The sequence below is a fragment of the Enterococcus sp. 125944 genome, assembly GCF_051909435.1.
Classification (GTDB): Bacteria; Bacillota; Bacilli; order Lactobacillales; family Enterococcaceae; genus Enterococcus_D; species Enterococcus_D gallinarum.
Genome location: NZ_JBQASY010000001.1, coordinates 452136 through 468496, shown reverse-complemented (window position 1 = coordinate 468496; position 16361 = coordinate 452136). Strand labels below are relative to the sequence as shown.

Genomic DNA, 16361 nt, shown 5'->3' with positions numbered 1-16361 from the left:
CACCAAAGCCAGTGAATAAAGGGCAAGTCTATAAGTGTGATATTCTGTAGTAAAATGAAACCTTTCAACGATGAACAGATAACTGCCGAAGCAGGTTCAAAATAAAAGGAGCAAATTCGAACAAATGATGAAAACATGTCCTCAATGTGGATTTGAATCAATTGATGCACAAAAGAAATGTCCAAACTGCGGCTTTGAGTTTGTTAAAGCGGATGAGGCAAATGAAAAAGAAGCCCCTCATACGAATGAGACGGTATCCGAAAAGAATCCGCAGCAAAATGATGATATCCGCTGGTCTGATTTTAAGGATGTTCCCTTAGGTGAATTAATTGAACATTTCGAAGACAAGAATGAAACTGATGAGTCAAAGAACAATCAGTCAGAAGACGACGTAAACGTGCAAGAGCTGATAACGAACCCAAATATAGAACAGACACCCGTTTCAAAAGAAACGCTATCAGATGCGTCCGCAACGATCGAATCACAGTCACTTGAATATCAGTCAGCAGAACAATCGATGCACAGTGGAAATGAAAGCAATGAAGTGTCTGGATCAGACAAAGGAATCCAATCGATCGCAGAAAGTTCCGCAGAGCCCAATGATTTAGTAGATTCAGCCGAGGTCCCTGAAGATCACGATTCGGCTATTTTATCTGCTTATATTCGTCAACATAAAAATTCAGAGATGGATGAAGATGCGACAGATGTTCCAGTGATACCGGAAGTCACGGACGATAAAGAGGCTCTTCCTCTAACGGAGGAACAATCTCAATCTGGATTAGAAGATGAACAAACTGATACTGCAGCGATTACTGAATCTTCAGAAAGCCCTCAATCAACAGAGAGTCCGCAACCGGAAATTGAAGCAGAAGAAACAAAGCTTGCCGAAATTCCAGAAAAAACAGCGGTATCTGAAAATACGAAGAGTAAAACCGATCCACTGCCCAAAAATAAAAAGTCACGCAAAAAATTCTATGTAGCGGCTGCGGCGTTGGTACTTGTTTCTGCAGGTGGCTGGTATTATTACGAAGAGACCGCTCGTCAAGAACAAATTGCGACAGCAAGTGAGCTGGACCAGATCGAAGCGGATCTAGCCGATTTTTATACCGACGATAACCAAGAATTTATCAAAGCAGACAAAACAACTACGCAATTGACGGCATTGACTGATCGACTAGCCAAGTATAAAACGGAAAGCCGTTACCCGGACTTGTTGGCTCAGTCTGAAACAATCAAAGAAAAGATGGCGACTCTTTCGGAAATCAATGGGTATTTCACTAGTCCAGTGATCATTGAAGATCAATTGCAGAAGGTTTCCTTAAAAGAGCCTTCGGCAGTGACTATGTCAAAAAGAACATCTGAAACACCATTCGATCAATTAGTAAATCGGGCGATTGATCAAGGGCAAAAAGAGTATGCCCAGATCGAAGAAGTACGAAATGCAGTCAAAAGCATGGTTGCTTTGAATAAAGAGGGTGAACTTTCTGACAAAGTCACGCGAAAAAGCTACAATGATTTAGTGAAGAAGATCGATGCATTGCCGATTGCTTCTTTAAAAGAGCAATTGACTGCTGAGATAGCACCGATTGATTCTGCACTGAAGAAAAAAGAAGCTGCCGAGAAGGCTGCTAAAGAGAAGGCGGCCCAAGAAGCAGCTCAGGCACAAGCGGAAAAAGCCGCCGCAGCTCAAGAAACAACTACGGCTAACAATAGCCAGTCTTCTGAAGCTGATTATGTATTATCGCCGAATACACCAACGAATACCAATAATCAACCAATCATTCCAGCACGTGAAAGTGATTTGGCAGACTCTAGCAATCCGGCTTGGAATTGGGCGCCTGGTGTCCAAGAAAAGATCATTGCAACCGCAATTGCTCGCGGCTATGTCGTTGAAGGGGGTTATACCTTTGAGCGCGTACGAATCGTGAATGGAGAAGGTTACTATAATTTTTATGCGACCAACAACCAAGGCTCCTTGTTGAAAGGAACCGGTGATTCCGCTTTTCCAATGTATCTCTTTACAGTGAATGCCAAAACCGGGTATTTCCGTGGAAATGGAAATGATCATACGATTCGGTGATGGGTGACACTTAGAAAATTTTCAGCATAATTACATTATTGAATCAAAAAACAGCTTGTTTCTCCTCCGGCTTTTCGATATGATGGATGATAATCAATCGGAAACGGAGGTTTTTTTGTTGCAGAAAATTGAAAGATATGAACAGTTCAGTGATGGAGTTATTGCCTGTATTCCAACGATTCTGGGTTATCTAGGCATTGGTTTTGCAATGGGAGACGTGGGGAAAGGAATCGGCTTGACGGTCATTGAAGTCCTCTTGATGTCGATCATTGTCTATGCTGGAAGTGCCCAGTTTATCATCTGTGCCCTTTTGGCTATTCAAGCACCGTTTACTTCGATCGTTGCGACAGTTTTCTTAGTAAACTTACGCCACTTTTTGATGAGTTTATCGGTAGCACCTTATTTCCGTTCTGCTTCATTAGTGTCAGGAATTGGCATCGGCACATTGCTGACAGACGAATCCTATGGAGTTTTAACGACAGCTTTGCAACAAAACAAACCAATCACTACCCGATGGACTCACGGATTGAATGTCATGGCCTATTTAAGTTGGATCTTTGCCACTTTCTTAGGAGCGTTGTTAGGGTCATATATTCCTGATCCTGAAGCATTAGGACTGGACTTTGCACTAGTGGCTATGTTTGTTGGCTTATTCCTTTTTCAAGTAGAGTTGCCTTTAAAAAAGAAGACCAAGCAGACGGTGCTGGTGCTAGCCGCTGTGGTAATTTCATTGGTCCTTTTTATGCGAATTTCAACAGCTGAAGTAGCCGTGATTGCTGCCACTTTGATTGGATGTTTGATAGGGACGGTGACACATCATGATTGATTTTGTTATACTGATGATAGCTTGTGGTGTCGTTACTTGGATACCTCGGGTGCTGCCCTTTTTATTTTCGAAGAAATTAGTTTTTCCTGAAAGATTCACGATCTTTCTAAGCTACTTGCCCCTTTGTATTCTTGGGGCGCTGCTTGTTCAAAATCTGTTGGTTTTTCGTGAAGGACAATTTCCATTGCTTAAAGTCAAAGAAACCGTTGCTTGTTTACCAGCGCTAGTGGTCGGTTATTATACAAAAGATTTGATGAAGATCGTTGTTACAGGCGTTATCACGATGGCGGCGATTCGATTCTTTTTCTAGTAAATCATTTCTAAGGAGAGAAAAAATGAAAGACTTATTGGCATCCGTTTTTAGCGGATTGATCATTGATGAGAATGATCAAAATTACTTTGTACAAAAAAATGGTCTGACTTTTCGCTTATCAAAAGCAGAAGGAGAGCACCATCTTGGAGAAGCTGTGGAGGGTTTTGGTTATCAGAATCAAAAACAAGAACTCGTAATCACTACGGAGATTCCTAAAAGCCGCCAAGGACATTATGCTTTCGGAACTGTCACGGACAGTCGTCGAGATCTAGGCGTCTTTGTCGATATTGGTCTCAAAGATAAAGATATGGTGGTATCATTAGATGAATTACCAACAATGCGGGAACTTTGGCCAAAGAAAGGCGATCGCTTGATGGTCAGCTTGACAGTGGATGAAAAGGATCGAATCTGGGCTTCTTTAGCGGATGAAAAGATTTTTAAAGCATTGAGTAAACGTGGTTCAGAGACGTTGAAGAATGCTGACATTACAGGGACAGTCTATCGCTTGAAACTTGCGGGAACTTACTTGCTCACAGATGATTTCTACATTGGCTTTATCCATCCTTCCGAAAGATACCAAGAACCACGTTTAGGAGAAGTTGTCTCAGGACGAGTAATTGGTGTTCGCCCGGATGGTGTTCTGAATTTATCATTGAAGCCTCGTGCTTATGAAGCAATTTCAAATGATGCCGCTATGATCATGACATTCTTGGATCGAGCTGCAGATCATCGTATTCCTTTTACTGATAAATCGACACCAGAAGAGATTCTGCAGACATTCGGTATCAGTAAAGGCCAATTCAAGCGGGCGATCGGTACCTTGATGAAACAGCGTTTAGTGGAACAAAAAGACGGCTTCACCATCAAAGTCGAAAAATCCAATTGAGAATGCTTGTATCTTTTCTCATTCTAATTTATAATGATTACAATATTATCTAAGAGTTGACGTCTCTTAGATTAGAATCGTTATAAATTAGCGATGTATGGAGGCCTGTATGAATACAACTGCTGCTTTAAAGAAGACAAAAAAACAACTTCATGAATCAGGATTTAAATTGACTCCACAACGAGAAGCTACCTTGTTGGTTCTTTTGGAGAATGAGAAAGATCATTTATCTGCAGAAGAAATTTTCTTTTTTGTGCGCAAAAAAAGTCCAGAAATCGGACTAGCTACAGTGTATCGTACATTAGAAATCTTAACTGATCTAAAAATCGTGGACAAGGTGAGTTTCAATGACGGTGTTTCTCGTTACGATCTGCGCAAAGAAGGAGCAAAGCATTTCCATCACCATCTGCTTTGTTTAGAGTGTGGCAGTATCGAAGAAGTAGAAGAAGATCTGCTGACAGGTGTCGAAGACATCGTAGAGAAAAAATACCATTTTCTAGTAAAAGACCACCGATTGACTTTTCATGGAGTGTGTCAGAAGTGTCAGACAAAAAATGCAGCGAAGTTGAGTGAAGCGTAATTGCTCCTCAGCTTTTTTTGTGGTTGAACTACTATCATATCAAGCTTTAATTTGTTATGATAAAGAGGTTGAAAGTAGGGGGGACGTGTATGAAAGAACAGATCATCGATTATTTGCATTATCTGACGATTGAGCGGGGGCTATCCCAAAATACCCGTAAAAGTTATGAGCGCGACCTAGAGCAGTACCTTACATTTTTGACGGAACAGCACATCAAAGATTGGCAGGCGGTGGATCGTGTCTTGATCCTCTCTTTTTTGCAGCAATTGCAGCAATCAGGGAAATCCTCGGCGACCATTATTCGAATGGTATCAAGCTTGAGAAGGTTTCATCAATTTCTCCGTCAAGAACGCTTTACGGATCATGATCCTATGCAGCACATCGATTCCCCAAAAAAACAACAGAAACTGCCTGATACATTGAGCCTTTCTGAGGTTGAGCGCTTGATCGAGACACCGGATACCAAAGAAGTGTTGGGAATCCGCGATCGTGCGATTTTTGAAGTGATGTATGCTAGCGGCCTTCGGGTCAGTGAACTGATCGGGTTGCAACTGAAAGACCTTCATTTAAGCATGGGTCTGTTGCAGACGACAGGGAAAGGTGACAAGGAACGAATCGTTCCTTTAGGAGATCTGGCGATTCAGTGGATCGAAACTTACTTGGAAGAAGCACGCCCTTTTTTGACTCGGAAACATCCAGAAGAGAGTCATCTTTTTGTCAATAATCATGGAAAACAACTTTCTCGTCAAGGAATCTGGAAAAACTTAAAGGCCCTCGTGCGCAAGGCAGGCATTACAAAAAATGTGACGCCACATACGCTAAGGCATAGTTTTGCCACCCATTTATTGGAAAATGGTGCCGATTTGCGTACCGTTCAAGAATTATTAGGGCATGCAGATATATCCACGACACAGATCTATACTCATATTACGAAAAAAAGGATGACGGAAGTGTATAAGCAGCACTTTCCTCGTGCCTAGAAATAGAGGAAGACATGGAAGAAATCAATATCAAACTAGATGTCTTTGAGGGACCGTTGGATCTGTTGCTGCATCTGATCCAAAAATTGGAGATCGATGTCTATGATATTCCAATTGCAGCGATCACCGAACAATATATGCAATATATTCATGCAATGAAAAGTTTAGAGTTAGAGGTTGCCGGAGAATACTTGGTGATGGCTGCTACACTGATGGCAATCAAAAGCCAGATGCTGCTGCCAAAACAAGAGATCTTGATTGAAGAAAACGATCCTTATGAAGAAGATCCAAGGGATATGCTGGTTGCTCAGCTATTGGAATACCGTAAATACAAATACGCAGCCGAACAATTATCCGAAAAAGCGGAAGAACGAAGTTTATACTTTACGAAAGATCCGATGGATGTCGATGCCTATAAAGAAAAAAGTGATGAATTGGCAGCCAACCGGTTCAACACGATCGATTTATTCTTGGCTTTTCATAAAATGCTTGAAAAGAAAAAGAGTCGGAAAGTACTGGAGACAAAGATCACACCAGATGAAAGTACCATTGATGAAAAAATGGCGACGATCCAATTGGAAATGCAGCAACGAAATGCCAAAAAGGGACGACGTTTTGATTCTTTTTTCACCAATTACAGCAAAACAGAAGTCGTTACCACTTTCATGGCATTATTAGAATTAATGAAAAAAGGATATATTCGAGTAGAGCAAGAAGGAAACTATGAATCGATCTTGCTTTACCCAGCAGGTAAAACAGATGAGTAAATATAGTGAAATAGAAGCGATTCTCTTTGTCGTAGGAGATGAAGGGATCGGATTAGAAGAATTAAGCTACTTAGTCAATAGCAAAACTGCGGCTGTCTATCAGTACTTGCAAGAATTGAATCAGCGTTATGAAGAAAATGAAGATTCAGCCTTGCATATTTTAGAAGTTGGGAATCATTTTGTTTTGTCCACAAAGAAAGAAGTCGCACCGTTATTAAAGAAATACGCAGAATCGCCAATGGGCAACTCTCTTTCGCAAGCTGCGTTAGAGACATTGTCGATCATTGCCTACAAGCAACCGATCACACGAATCGAAGTAGAAGAGATTCGTGGGGTCCAGTCCAGCGGCTCCGTACAGAAATTAGTCGCAAAACGATTGATCGAGGAAAAAGGCCGTGTTGATGGACCAGGTCGAGCAATTTTATATGGAACCACTGAATACTTCATGGATTACTTTGGCTTGAAATCATTAGCCGAATTACCTGATATTCAAGCAATGGAAGACGAACTCGAAGAAGATGGACCAGTGGATCTTTTTTATGATCGTTACAAACAAGAAGGAGACTCATAATGGAACGTTTGCAAAAAGTAATCGCACATGCTGGAATCACTTCTCGCAGAAAAGCAGAAGAGTTGATTGTGGCAGGTCGTGTCAGTGTCAATGGTCAAATTGTTAAGGAACTAGGAGTACAGGTGAGTGCCAAAGATCGCGTGGAAGTTGACGGTGTCCCAATTGAACAAGAATCGCCCGTCTACTATATGCTCTATAAACCACGTGGCGTAATCTCAGCAGTAACTGACGATAAAAAAAGGAAAGTTGTTTTAGACTTTTTTACTGAAGTTCCAGAACGTCTCTACCCAATCGGACGGTTGGATTATGATACTTCAGGTTTATTATTGCTGACCAATGACGGCGATCTTTCACAAAAACTGATGCATCCAAAACATGAAGTGGATAAAGTCTATGTGGCAAAAGTGAAAGGAATCGCTGATAAAAAACAACTATTGCCCTTGTCTAGAGGAATTCGGATCGAAGGCAAGAAAACCGCACCTGCTCGCTTTGAGATTTTGTCGACAGACGCTGCTACTCAAACAAGTATCGTCCAATTGACGATTCATGAAGGCCGTAATCATCAAGTGAAAAATATGCTTAAAGCAGTTGGTTTACCGGTCCAAAAATTGAAACGGGAAATGTATGGTTCGTTGACATTAGCTGGGTTGCGCCCTGGAGAGTATCGGGAGTTGACGAAAAAAGAAGTCAATGAATTAAAAAACCAAGTGAAATAACCAGTACACAGCAAAAGATGCTTAAAAAATTTGTCAATCGAGAATTTTTGTGTATAATGAAACATGTATTATAAATAAAAGGTTCGTCTTCAGGGGCAGGGTGCAATTCCCGACCGGTGGTGATAGTCCACGACCTACTTCTTTTGAAGTAGCTGAATCGGTGAAATTCCGATACCGACAGTAAAGTCTGGATAAAGAAGATAGAGCGTATTTGATTTGCCTATGGTTTTTCAAATGCCCTCTTTTTCCCTGTGGAAAAGAGGGCATTTTTTACTTTGTCTGGCGCCGACAAGTAAGGAATCAAGGAAATTTAATAGGTTCGTTTGAAGAGGAATCCTGAACTTAGGAGGATTTGTATTAATGAACAACAAAACAAGAAAAATGGTAACAATAGCAATGTGTGCAGCAATGGGAACAGTCTTACAGTTTATTGCGTTTCCCATCATCCCGGCGTTTAGCTTTTTGAAAATCGATTTTAGCGATATTCCAGTAATGATCGTCATGTTTTTATTCGGTCCTTTTGCTGGCGTGGCAACCGCGTTTCTACGTTCTCTCTTACACTTGTTTCTATCTGGTTTTTCACCAGCAGATCTCGTGGGAGACACGGCAAGTTTCTTGGCATCCTGTGTCTTCACTTTGCCAATGTACTACTTTTTCCGTAAAGGGATCCATGCGAAAAATAAATTCGTGGGAGTGGTCACAGGAATCCTCGCATTAACTGCTTTTATGAGTATTGCCAATCTATATGTCATCACACCATTGTACCTGCGCTTCTTTGGTGTTACAGCAGATCAATTCCTTGGCATGTCATTAGCGCGTTATGTCAGCATCGGTATTATTCCTTTTAACTTGATCAAAGGAGTTATCGTCAGTGGGGTCTTCTTGATCCTTCATGCGAAGTTGTTGCCTTGGTTGGCTCGTAAACAACCGCAACATTCACCAGTTGGAAAATAATAAAAAAGATCGTGTGTTGCTTTTGAGCAAACGCGATCTTTTTATTTTTCTAACAGTATCGCCCGAGTAGGACACTTTTTATATGCAGCTAAGACTTTTTCTTGCTGATCTTCTATGATAAACTGTTGCCGAGCGGCTGGTTCTTGAGCAAATAAGACGATACCATCTTCATCATAATCAAAAATATCAGGGGCACAGACCGCGCATAGTCCACAAGCGATACAGCGCTCAGGAATGATTTTGCAGCGTTGAGACATGGAATTGTTTCCTTTCTGGAGGTAAGTATAGACATATGGATGCTTTTATTTTAGCGTTGTTTCATCATTCTGACAAGTTGCGTCCGTCAACCATTTATCAAATACTTTACGGCAAACGAACGAGTTCAGTATTGAGTTATGCTTTTTTTTATGATCGCTTAGGTTACTTTCAAGCAATGCCGAATCTTGAAGAGGATGAATTTAATAAAAGAATCACGGCGCTGATTGCTGCCAAACAACTTGTAGCAGATGAAAAAGGGTTTCTCCAGACAGTTGCACCTGCAACGCTTACTGAAGTAGAGACACTCTGCCGTCATTTAAATTATTTTCAATTCGGTCGCCGGGGGGAACAGATGTGGCGCTTGGTACAGCTGCTTGTTCAAGCGGCTGCTTTTCAAGAAATCAGTAATCGATATATTCCTGTGGAGAACACTCCTATGTTCACAGAACCGGTTCGGCAGCTGATTCGGCAGCATCCAAAATTGAAGCAGGCGTTGTTTACTGAGCTTTGGACAGTCTTCGAGCAGATTCCGGGAGAATTTGCCGACTTTTTGGCAGGGACGTTGACAGGACCTGAGCAAATTGGTCAGACTTTTTTTCAGCTGTTACCAGATAACTACCAAAAAATGCCTTGGAATCAGTTTTTTCCAGCGGCAGCGATCCACTGCTTTTTATCAGTGGCAAAGAAGCAATCTCCTCTTTTAGCAGCAGGGTTAAACCCGTTTTATCAAGAAAACCTCAACCAAAGCATGCTGAAGACCCGTCGCTTATTTCTCAGCGGGAAGTCGATTGAGGAAATCATGGCACTTAGACAGATCAAGCGAGGAACAGTCAACGATCACTTGATCGAATGGGCGATCATCGATGATCAGTTTCCTTATCACTATTTTGCCACAAAGCAGCAGTTCCCTCCATTGTCATGGAAATTGCCTTATCACATTCTTCAAAAAGAAGTGCCGCTGGATTTTTTAAGTATCCGAATCAATCAAATTGCACAAAAGCGAGGGATCCTATGTTAGAACAGGCGCTCAAACACTATTTTGGTCATTCCCATTTTCGGACAGGTCAAAAAGAAGTGATCCAATCGGTTCTGAATCATCAGGATACATTAGCAATCATGCCCACTGGTAACGGCAAAAGCTTATGCTATCAACTGCCGGGTTATTTGCTGGAAGGGTTGGTAGTAATCGTATCACCATTGCTTTCTTTGATGGAAGATCAAGTGTATAGTTTGCAAAAAAATGGTGAGAGACGAGCGATCGCTTTTAACAGTCTCTTATCATTCGCTGAACGAAAATTTGTTCTTAGCCATCTACAGCAGTATAAATTTCTATTTATTAGTCCCGAGATGCTTGTTCAAAAGACGATTCTCCAAGCATTGGCAAATAGTAGAATCGCATTGCTGGTCGTAGATGAGGCACACTGTGTTTCTCAGTGGGGGATCGATTTTCGACCAGAATACCTTCAGCTAGCTGCGGTCAAACAACAATTAAAAGCACCAACGACTCTGGCTTTGACTGCCACGGCAACCGAACAGGTGGCACGAGATATTCAACAAAACCTTTTAGGAAAAACGCATCAAGTTTTTCGCTATGGAATGGATCGCAAAAATATTGGACTGATCGTTGATAAAAGCGGCGAAGAAAAAGACACGCTTTTAATGCATTACTTGCAGCAATTGTCAGGTGCGGGAATTATTTATTGTGCCACTAGAAACAAGGTGGAAGAACTTTATCAAAAATTACGCGGCAAGTATTCTGTGGGGTATTATCACGGTGGATTAGCCAGTGATCAGCGTAAAGTCCTTCAGCAGCAGTTTAGTCGGAACGAGCTGCAGTTATTGATCGCCACAAATGCTTTTGGAATGGGGATCAATAAACAAGATATTCGCTTTGTGATCCATTATGATCTGCCGGATTCGTTAGAAAACTATAGTCAAGAAATTGGCCGAGCAGGTCGAGATGGCAAGCAAAGCTATGCGATCTTACTCTATCGTCCTGGAGACGAAACCATCCATTATTTCTTTCAAAAGGAACTAAGTGCAGAAAGAGAACAGCTGGAAATGACGCCGCAATCTTTGATGCTTTCCCCATTGCAGGAAAAATGGCAAGCAAAAATCAATGAGTATGGTGCCAACAAATGGTTTGCTATTTTAAAGCAAAATGAGTGGGAAAAAAAGCAGCAGCTAAAAACGATGCTCGAATACATTCACTGTACTAGTTGTCGACGGTGTTTTTTATTGGCTCATTTTGACGAAGAAAAACAACCGCTTGACCAGTGTTGTGATATCGATGGTATTGAAATTCGGCTTGACCAAAAGGAATTCAAGCCGCAAAGAAAGAACTCGTGGCAGGAACGTTTACTAAAAATTTTTAAAGAAACAAATTGAATCGTTTTTTAAAAGACAGTTCGATTCAAGCTATGTTATAATACATCGGAAGGATATTAGGAGGTAATACGAGTGAGCAAGAAAGACAAAAACTATAATTCAGAAAATCAAGAGCCGTGGGAACAACCAATTTATGATACAGAATATGAAGATTCTGCCTCACGATCACAACAGCGGAAACAAAAACGCGGGAATTCACTCTTTTTGACGATCGTCTTAGTTTTACTTTTCTTGATCGTTGCAATTCCTGTTGGCGCGGGGATTTGGGTCTTAAACCGCTCAAATGATACAGCGACTGTTGCCTCATCAACAAGTAGCAGTACAGTTGCCAGCACAGAATCATCGACTGTTGAGTCATCGACAAAAGTCAGTGAATCATCTACTTCCAGCAGTAGTTCGTCATCGTCGTCATCATCTTCTTCCTCATCTGAAAGCAGTGAGTCTGAAGAGCCAGCGAACAGTGAAGCAGAAGGAAACAACACCCAGAACAATCAGGGAAATGCAGACCAAGGAACGACGAATCAAGGTGCAGCGAATCAGGGAGAAACCAACCAAGGAACAGAGCAATATACGACTGTTCAAGCTGGTGAAGGTCCAGAACAAGTAGCAGCACGTACAGGTATTTCTGTCGAGACTTTGTATCAATTAAACGGGATCGATCCAAGTAATTTCATGCTTTACCCAGGCGATACATTACGAATTAAATAAAAAACCGCTTTGGCGGTTTTTTTTCTTGAAAGTTAAAAGGCCGTTGATCGGTAGTTGTTGAGAAGGAGTAACAAATGAAAAAAATCAATATTGCCATCGATGGTCCAGCTTCATCGGGCAAAAGTACAGTGGCAAAAATTTTAGCTCAGCATTATGGATATGTTTATACGGATACAGGGGCAATGTACCGTAGTATCACTTATTTAGCTCTTAAAACAGGGTGTTCATTAGAAGATGAAAGCGGGCTTGTGGCATTGATCGATACTTATCCAATCACTTTTGCGCCAACTGAGACAGGACAAGATGTTTTTGTAGATGGAACAAAAGTGACAGAAGAGATTCGCCAGCCCGAGGTAACCAACGCTGTTTCCAAAGTTTCTGCTTATCAAAAAGTTCGGGAAAAACTGGTCCAACAGCAACAAAAAATTGCTGAAAATGGCGGTGTTGTAATGGACGGCCGCGACATTGGCACCGCAGTCTTACCTCAAGCGGAAGTAAAGGTTTTTCTCGTGGCGAGTGTAGAAGAACGAGCAGAAAGAAGATACAAAGAGAACCAGCAAAAAGGAATCACCACCTCCTTTGACACATTAAAAAAAGAAATCGAGCAAAGGGATTATTTAGATTCTCATCGAGAAATCTCTCCCTTGAAACAAGCCGATGATGCAGTTCGCATTGATACGACAGGAATGTCCATTACAGAAGTCGTTGCAGCGATTCAGCAAATCGTTGATCAAAAAATGGAATAATCAACCACTGGCGCTAGTCGACCTAAAAAAACAGAACCGAACGATTCTCATGAGAAATTTCATTAAATATCGGAATTTTCGCGTAGAAATATTGTTCGAACTCTGGGGTTTTTAGGTCGGAGGGGCCAGTTTTTTTTGTATGAAACAGTGATTTTGAAGCAAAATAGTGAAGGAAACGTTTTTTGAGAACAATTATTGACAGTTTTTTGTGAAAATAAGCGAAATCGCTTTATTTTTTTGGCATTCTAATTTAAACTAAGGGATGTAGTGCATTTACGTACAATTGTTGGTTAGGAGGACACAAGACATGACAGAATTTGAAAATAATCAAGTGGAAAATGGGAATGAATCAATGGAAGCTGCTTTGGATAACTTCCAAGAAGTGAACGTTGGCGATATTGTCAAAGGTGAAGTTTTAGCCATCGAAGACAAACAAGCGATCGTTGGCATCGAAGGAGCAGGTGTAGAAGGAGTCGTTCCAGCAAAAGAATTGTCTACATTGCCTGTTGAGGATATCAATGAAGTAGTCAAAGTGGGCGATGTTTTAGAGTTAGTTGTTATTTCTGCAATCGGTAAAGATAAAGAAAACGGCAGCTATCTACTTTCAAAACGTCGTTTAGACGCGAAGAAAGTTTGGGAAGATATCGAAAAAGATTTCCAAGCAGGTAAGATCATTGAAGCGCCTGTAACAAATGTAGTCAAAGGTGGCTTAGTTGTTGATGTTGGCGTACGCGGATTTGTGCCAGCTTCGATGGTTGAGGACCACTTTGTAGCTGATTTTGAAGATTATAAAGGCAAGACACTCACCTTTAAGATTGTTGAGATCGAACCTTCTGAGAACCGCTTGATTTTATCCCATAAAGCAGTGGTTGAGGCTGAAAAAGAGAAACAAAAAGAAGCCTTGCTAGCTGATCTTTATGAAGGTCAAGAAATCGAAGGGAAAGTTGCACGATTGACCGATTTTGGGGCTTTTGTTGACTTGGGTGGAATTGATGGTTTAGTACACGTTTCAGAAATTTCTCATGCCCATGTAGGCAAACCGAGTGATGTTTTATCTGTTGGTGATACTGTCAATGTCCGTGTCTTATCCGTTGATCCAAATAAAGAACGCGTATCGTTATCGATCAAAGATACATTGCCTGGACCTTGGAGCAATATCGAAGAACAAGCACCCGTTGGTAGTGTTTTAGATGGTGTAGTAAAACGACTAACTAGTTTTGGTGCTTTTGTGGAAGTCTTCCCTGGTGTAGAAGGATTGATCCACATTTCGCAAATCTCACATAAACATATTGCAACGCCTCATGAAGTGTTGCATGAAGGTGATCAAGTGCAAGTGAAAGTTCTTGAAGTGAATCCAACCGATCATCGGATTGCTTTGAGCATCAAAGCACTAGAAAAAGCCGAGGAAGCGGAAGAAGCGCCTGCAGAAGATGACTATGAATTACCAGAAGAATCCACTGGTTTTACCATGGGTGATATCTTGGGCGATGCGTTGAAAGATAACGACGAAGAATAATCTAGCCTAGCAGCTTATAACGATTCGTTTTTTGAATTTGTTATAAGCTGCTTTTTTGTTTGTCATCAAGACTTGCAAGTTAGTGATGCATTAGGTAAACTAAGAAAGATTGAAAAGCAGAAGCAGCTGTATTCAGCAGTTCGCTTCTTATAAATGGAGGGTAAAAAATGTCAAATCCAACAATTGCGATCGTCGGACGTCCGAATGTCGGGAAATCGACTATTTTCAACCGGATTGCCGGAGAACGAATCTCGATCGTTGAGGATACTCCGGGTGTGACGAGAGACCGAATTTATGCAACAGGTGAATGGTTAGGTCGAGAGTTCAGTATTATCGATACAGGTGGAATCGACTTAGGCGATGAGCCGTTTATGGATCAAATCAAACATCAAGCAGAAATTGCGATCGATGAAGCAGATGTGATCGTCTTCATTACGAGTGCCAGAGAAGGTGTGACGGATGCAGATGAACTTGTTGCTCGCCTTTTGTATAAGAGCAATAAGCCTGTGATTCTAGCGGTCAATAAAGTCGACAATCCAGAAATGCGTGCAGATATTTATGAATTCTATACATTAGGATTAGGTGATCCGTATCCAATATCCGGCAGTCATGGATTAGGGATCGGAGATGTGCTTGATGAAGCCGTTAAGCATTTTACAGAAGAAGCAGAGGAAGAGGATGAATCGATCATCAAATTTAGTTTGATTGGGCGACCAAATGTCGGGAAATCTTCGTTAATCAATGCGATTTTAGGTGAAGAACGTGTCATCGTTTCGGATATCGAAGGAACGACCCGGGATGCGATCGATACTCATTTTACAAGTGAAAATGGGCAAGAGTTCACTATGATTGATACTGCAGGAATGCGTAAAAAAGGAAAAGTTTACGAATCAACAGAGAAATACAGTGTCATGCGAGCGATGCGTGCCATCGAACGTTCCGATGTGGTTCTAATGGTCTTGAATGCGGAAGAAGGAATTCGTGAACAGGACAAACGAATCGCTGGCTATGCTCATGAAGCTGGCCGTGGGATCATCCTAGTTGTCAATAAATGGGATCTGCTAAAAAAAGAAACCAATACCATGCGAGACTTTGAAGCGGAGATTCGTGATGAGTTTCAATACTTAGATTATGCCCCGATCATCTTTGTATCAGCGGCAACGAAACAGCGGTTGAATCAGTTACCAGCTTTGATCGAAGAAGTCAGCATGAATCAAAACATGCGTATCCCTTCTGCATTATTGAATGATGTGATCATGGATGCAGTAGCCATCAATCCAACGCCAACGGATAAAGGAAAACGATTGAAGATTTTTTATGCGACACAAGTTGCGGTCAAGCCACCAACATTTGTTATTTTTGTTAATGAAGAAGAGTTGATGCATTTTTCTTATGCGCGCTTTTTAGAGAATCAGATCCGGAAAGCATTTACTTTTGAAGGAACTCCGATTCGAATCATTCCAAGAAGACGAAAGTAGCGATTTTATCATACTTTGCTGCTTTTGACAAAGAATTCTATTCTTTTGACAGAAAAACGATAAATCCTAAAAAAAACAGTAGTAAAAACGTTAAAATCCTTGATATTACAACGTTCTTATGATAACGTTATATCAGAATATTGATGGATATCAATATTTGACAAAAAACTTGGACCACTCAAGATTTTTGTTGATGTATGACATCAAAAAAATAATCAGGAGGTGAAACCATCCATGGCAAATAAAGCAGAATTAATCGAAAAAGTTGCAGCAGCTACTGACTTGACAAAGAAAGACGCTACAGCAGCAGTAGACGCTGTCTTCTCAACAATTCAAGACGCTTTAGCTAACGGTGAAAAAGTTCAATTGATCGGCTTTGGTAACTTTGAAGTTCGTTCTCGTGCAGAACGCAAAGGACGCAACCCACAAACTGGTGAAGAAATCAAGATCCCTGCTAGCAAAGTACCTGCATTCAAACCAGGTAAAGCTCTTAAAGACGCAGTGAAATAATTTCGCAAAAAACCCGTTGGGGCTCTAGGGCTCTAACGGGTTTTGTCTTTTACATATAGTGTAAAGGGGCAGAAAAGGGGCAAA

18 protein-coding genes and 1 riboswitch are annotated in these 16361 nt (G+C 41.2%); of the genes, 17 read left to right on the top strand and 1 reads right to left on the bottom strand.

The window, feature by feature from the left end; all coding sequences use genetic code 11:
- Positions 1-124: 124 nt before the first annotated feature.
- The 10 genes from ACTFWY_RS02350 (at position 125) to ACTFWY_RS02305 (ending at position 8673) form a co-directional block, all read left to right on the top strand.
- Positions 125-2080: a cell division site-positioning protein MapZ family protein gene (locus tag ACTFWY_RS02350; protein WP_311810722.1), complete on the top strand. Its 1956-nt coding sequence runs from the start codon at positions 125-127 to the stop codon at positions 2078-2080.
- A 118-nt stretch (positions 2081-2198) separates the two neighbouring features.
- The gene (locus tag ACTFWY_RS02345) at positions 2199-2906 is read left to right on the top strand and encodes an AzlC family ABC transporter permease (RefSeq protein ID WP_439927164.1); all 708 of its coding nucleotides are present in this window, start codon (positions 2199-2201) and stop codon (positions 2904-2906) included.
- On the top strand, positions 2899-3216 hold the full coding sequence (locus ACTFWY_RS02340; RefSeq protein WP_147735539.1) for an AzlD domain-containing protein: 318 nt from the start codon (positions 2899-2901) through the stop codon (positions 3214-3216). Before ACTFWY_RS02345 ends, ACTFWY_RS02340 begins: the two co-directional genes overlap by 8 nt.
- A gap of 25 nt (positions 3217-3241) precedes the next feature.
- The gene (locus ACTFWY_RS02335) at positions 3242-4105 is read left to right on the top strand and encodes a CvfB family protein (RefSeq protein ID WP_081131788.1); all 864 of its coding nucleotides are present in this window, start codon (positions 3242-3244) and stop codon (positions 4103-4105) included.
- A 109-nt stretch (positions 4106-4214) separates the two neighbouring features.
- Complete coding sequence (fur, locus tag ACTFWY_RS02330) at positions 4215-4685, top strand: ferric iron uptake transcriptional regulator (protein WP_003126803.1); 471 nt, start codon at positions 4215-4217, stop codon at positions 4683-4685.
- 89 nt (positions 4686-4774) lie between these two features.
- Positions 4775-5665 carry a site-specific tyrosine recombinase XerD gene (xerD, locus tag ACTFWY_RS02325; protein ID WP_439927166.1) on the top strand — a complete coding sequence of 297 codons (891 nt, stop codon included), beginning with the start codon at positions 4775-4777 and terminating at the stop codon, positions 5663-5665.
- A gap of 14 nt (positions 5666-5679) precedes the next feature.
- Entirely contained in the window at positions 5680-6432 is a 753-nt protein-coding gene (locus tag ACTFWY_RS02320) for a segregation/condensation protein A (protein ID WP_003126805.1), read from the top strand.
- Positions 6425-7003, top strand: coding sequence for an SMC-Scp complex subunit ScpB (scpB, locus tag ACTFWY_RS02315; RefSeq protein WP_003126807.1), 579 nt, complete (start codon positions 6425-6427; stop codon positions 7001-7003). Before ACTFWY_RS02320 ends, scpB begins: the two co-directional genes overlap by 8 nt.
- A complete protein-coding gene (locus ACTFWY_RS02310; protein ID WP_081131786.1) occupies positions 7003-7719 on the top strand; it encodes a pseudouridine synthase in 717 nt (238 codons plus the stop codon). The genes scpB and ACTFWY_RS02310 overlap by 1 nt, the downstream gene beginning before the upstream one ends.
- An 81-nt stretch (positions 7720-7800) precedes the next feature.
- Positions 7801-7925, top strand: a riboswitch (FMN riboswitch).
- 154 nt (positions 7926-8079) lie between these two features.
- A complete protein-coding gene (locus ACTFWY_RS02305) occupies positions 8080-8673 on the top strand; it encodes an ECF transporter S component (RefSeq protein WP_003126809.1) in 594 nt (197 codons plus the stop codon).
- Between the two features lie 41 nt (positions 8674-8714).
- Here the strand turns inward: ACTFWY_RS02305 and ACTFWY_RS02300 are convergent, their stop codons facing one another.
- Positions 8715-8930, bottom strand: a complete 216-nt coding sequence (locus ACTFWY_RS02300; RefSeq protein WP_003126810.1) for a ferredoxin — start codon at positions 8928-8930, stop codon at positions 8715-8717.
- Positions 8931-8965: 35 nt separating this feature from the next.
- Between ACTFWY_RS02300 and ACTFWY_RS02295 the strand changes: the two genes are divergently transcribed.
- The 7 genes from ACTFWY_RS02295 to ACTFWY_RS02265 all read left to right on the top strand — a co-directional run bounded on the left by ACTFWY_RS02295 (position 8966) and on the right by ACTFWY_RS02265 (position 16277).
- Entirely contained in the window at positions 8966-9949 is a 984-nt protein-coding gene (locus ACTFWY_RS02295; RefSeq protein ID WP_003126811.1) for a helix-turn-helix domain-containing protein, read from the top strand.
- Positions 9943-11319 carry a RecQ family ATP-dependent DNA helicase gene (locus tag ACTFWY_RS02290; protein ID WP_113849938.1) on the top strand — a complete coding sequence of 459 codons (1377 nt, stop codon included), beginning with the start codon at positions 9943-9945 and terminating at the stop codon, positions 11317-11319. Before ACTFWY_RS02295 ends, ACTFWY_RS02290 begins: the two co-directional genes overlap by 7 nt.
- Before the next feature lie 72 nt (positions 11320-11391).
- Positions 11392-12027 (top strand): SAG1386/EF1546 family surface-associated protein, encoded by a 636-nt coding sequence (locus ACTFWY_RS02285; protein ID WP_003126813.1) that lies wholly within the window; start codon positions 11392-11394, stop codon positions 12025-12027.
- A 74-nt stretch (positions 12028-12101) separates the two neighbouring features.
- Positions 12102-12773, top strand: coding sequence for a (d)CMP kinase (gene cmk, locus ACTFWY_RS02280; RefSeq protein ID WP_003126814.1), 672 nt, complete (start codon positions 12102-12104; stop codon positions 12771-12773).
- A 307-nt stretch (positions 12774-13080) separates the two neighbouring features.
- Positions 13081-14289 (top strand): 30S ribosomal protein S1, encoded by a 1209-nt coding sequence (gene rpsA, locus ACTFWY_RS02275; RefSeq protein WP_003126816.1) that lies wholly within the window; start codon positions 13081-13083, stop codon positions 14287-14289.
- 167 nt (positions 14290-14456) lie between these two features.
- A complete protein-coding gene (gene der, locus ACTFWY_RS02270; RefSeq protein WP_003126818.1) occupies positions 14457-15767 on the top strand; it encodes a ribosome biogenesis GTPase Der in 1311 nt (436 codons plus the stop codon).
- A 234-nt stretch (positions 15768-16001) separates the two neighbouring features.
- Entirely contained in the window at positions 16002-16277 is a 276-nt protein-coding gene (locus ACTFWY_RS02265) for an HU family DNA-binding protein (RefSeq protein WP_003126821.1), read from the top strand.
- The last annotated feature ends 84 nt before the right edge of the window (positions 16278-16361 follow it).

Excerpts from the sequence above, each read along its gene's own strand:
- fur (WP_003126803.1), top strand. The coding sequence starts at position 4,215 with ATGAATACAACTGCTGCTTTAAAGAAGACAAAAAAACAACTTCATGAA.
- ACTFWY_RS02320 (WP_003126805.1), top strand. The coding sequence starts at position 5,680 with ATGGAAGAAATCAATATCAAACTAGATGTCTTTGAGGGACCGTTGGAT.
- ACTFWY_RS02310 (WP_081131786.1), top strand. The coding sequence starts at position 7,003 with ATGGAACGTTTGCAAAAAGTAATCGCACATGCTGGAATCACTTCTCGC.
- der (WP_003126818.1), top strand. The coding sequence starts at position 14,457 with ATGTCAAATCCAACAATTGCGATCGTCGGACGTCCGAATGTCGGGAAA.
- xerD (WP_439927166.1), top strand. The coding sequence starts at position 4,775 with ATGAAAGAACAGATCATCGATTATTTGCATTATCTGACGATTGAGCGG.
- rpsA (WP_003126816.1), top strand. The coding sequence starts at position 13,081 with ATGACAGAATTTGAAAATAATCAAGTGGAAAATGGGAATGAATCAATG.
- ACTFWY_RS02265 (WP_003126821.1), top strand. The coding sequence starts at position 16,002 with ATGGCAAATAAAGCAGAATTAATCGAAAAAGTTGCAGCAGCTACTGAC.
- ACTFWY_RS02295 (WP_003126811.1), top strand. The coding sequence starts at position 8,966 with ATGGATGCTTTTATTTTAGCGTTGTTTCATCATTCTGACAAGTTGCGT.
- cmk (WP_003126814.1), top strand. The coding sequence starts at position 12,102 with ATGAAAAAAATCAATATTGCCATCGATGGTCCAGCTTCATCGGGCAAA.
- ACTFWY_RS02350 (WP_311810722.1), top strand. The coding sequence starts at position 125 with ATGATGAAAACATGTCCTCAATGTGGATTTGAATCAATTGATGCACAA.
- ACTFWY_RS02290 (WP_113849938.1), top strand. The coding sequence starts at position 9,943 with ATGTTAGAACAGGCGCTCAAACACTATTTTGGTCATTCCCATTTTCGG.
- ACTFWY_RS02300 (WP_003126810.1), bottom strand. The coding sequence starts at position 8,930 with ATGTCTCAACGCTGCAAAATCATTCCTGAGCGCTGTATCGCTTGTGGA.
- ACTFWY_RS02305 (WP_003126809.1), top strand. The coding sequence starts at position 8,080 with ATGAACAACAAAACAAGAAAAATGGTAACAATAGCAATGTGTGCAGCA.
- scpB (WP_003126807.1), top strand. The coding sequence starts at position 6,425 with ATGAGTAAATATAGTGAAATAGAAGCGATTCTCTTTGTCGTAGGAGAT.
- ACTFWY_RS02335 (WP_081131788.1), top strand. The coding sequence starts at position 3,242 with ATGAAAGACTTATTGGCATCCGTTTTTAGCGGATTGATCATTGATGAG.
- ACTFWY_RS02340 (WP_147735539.1), top strand. The coding sequence starts at position 2,899 with ATGATTGATTTTGTTATACTGATGATAGCTTGTGGTGTCGTTACTTGG.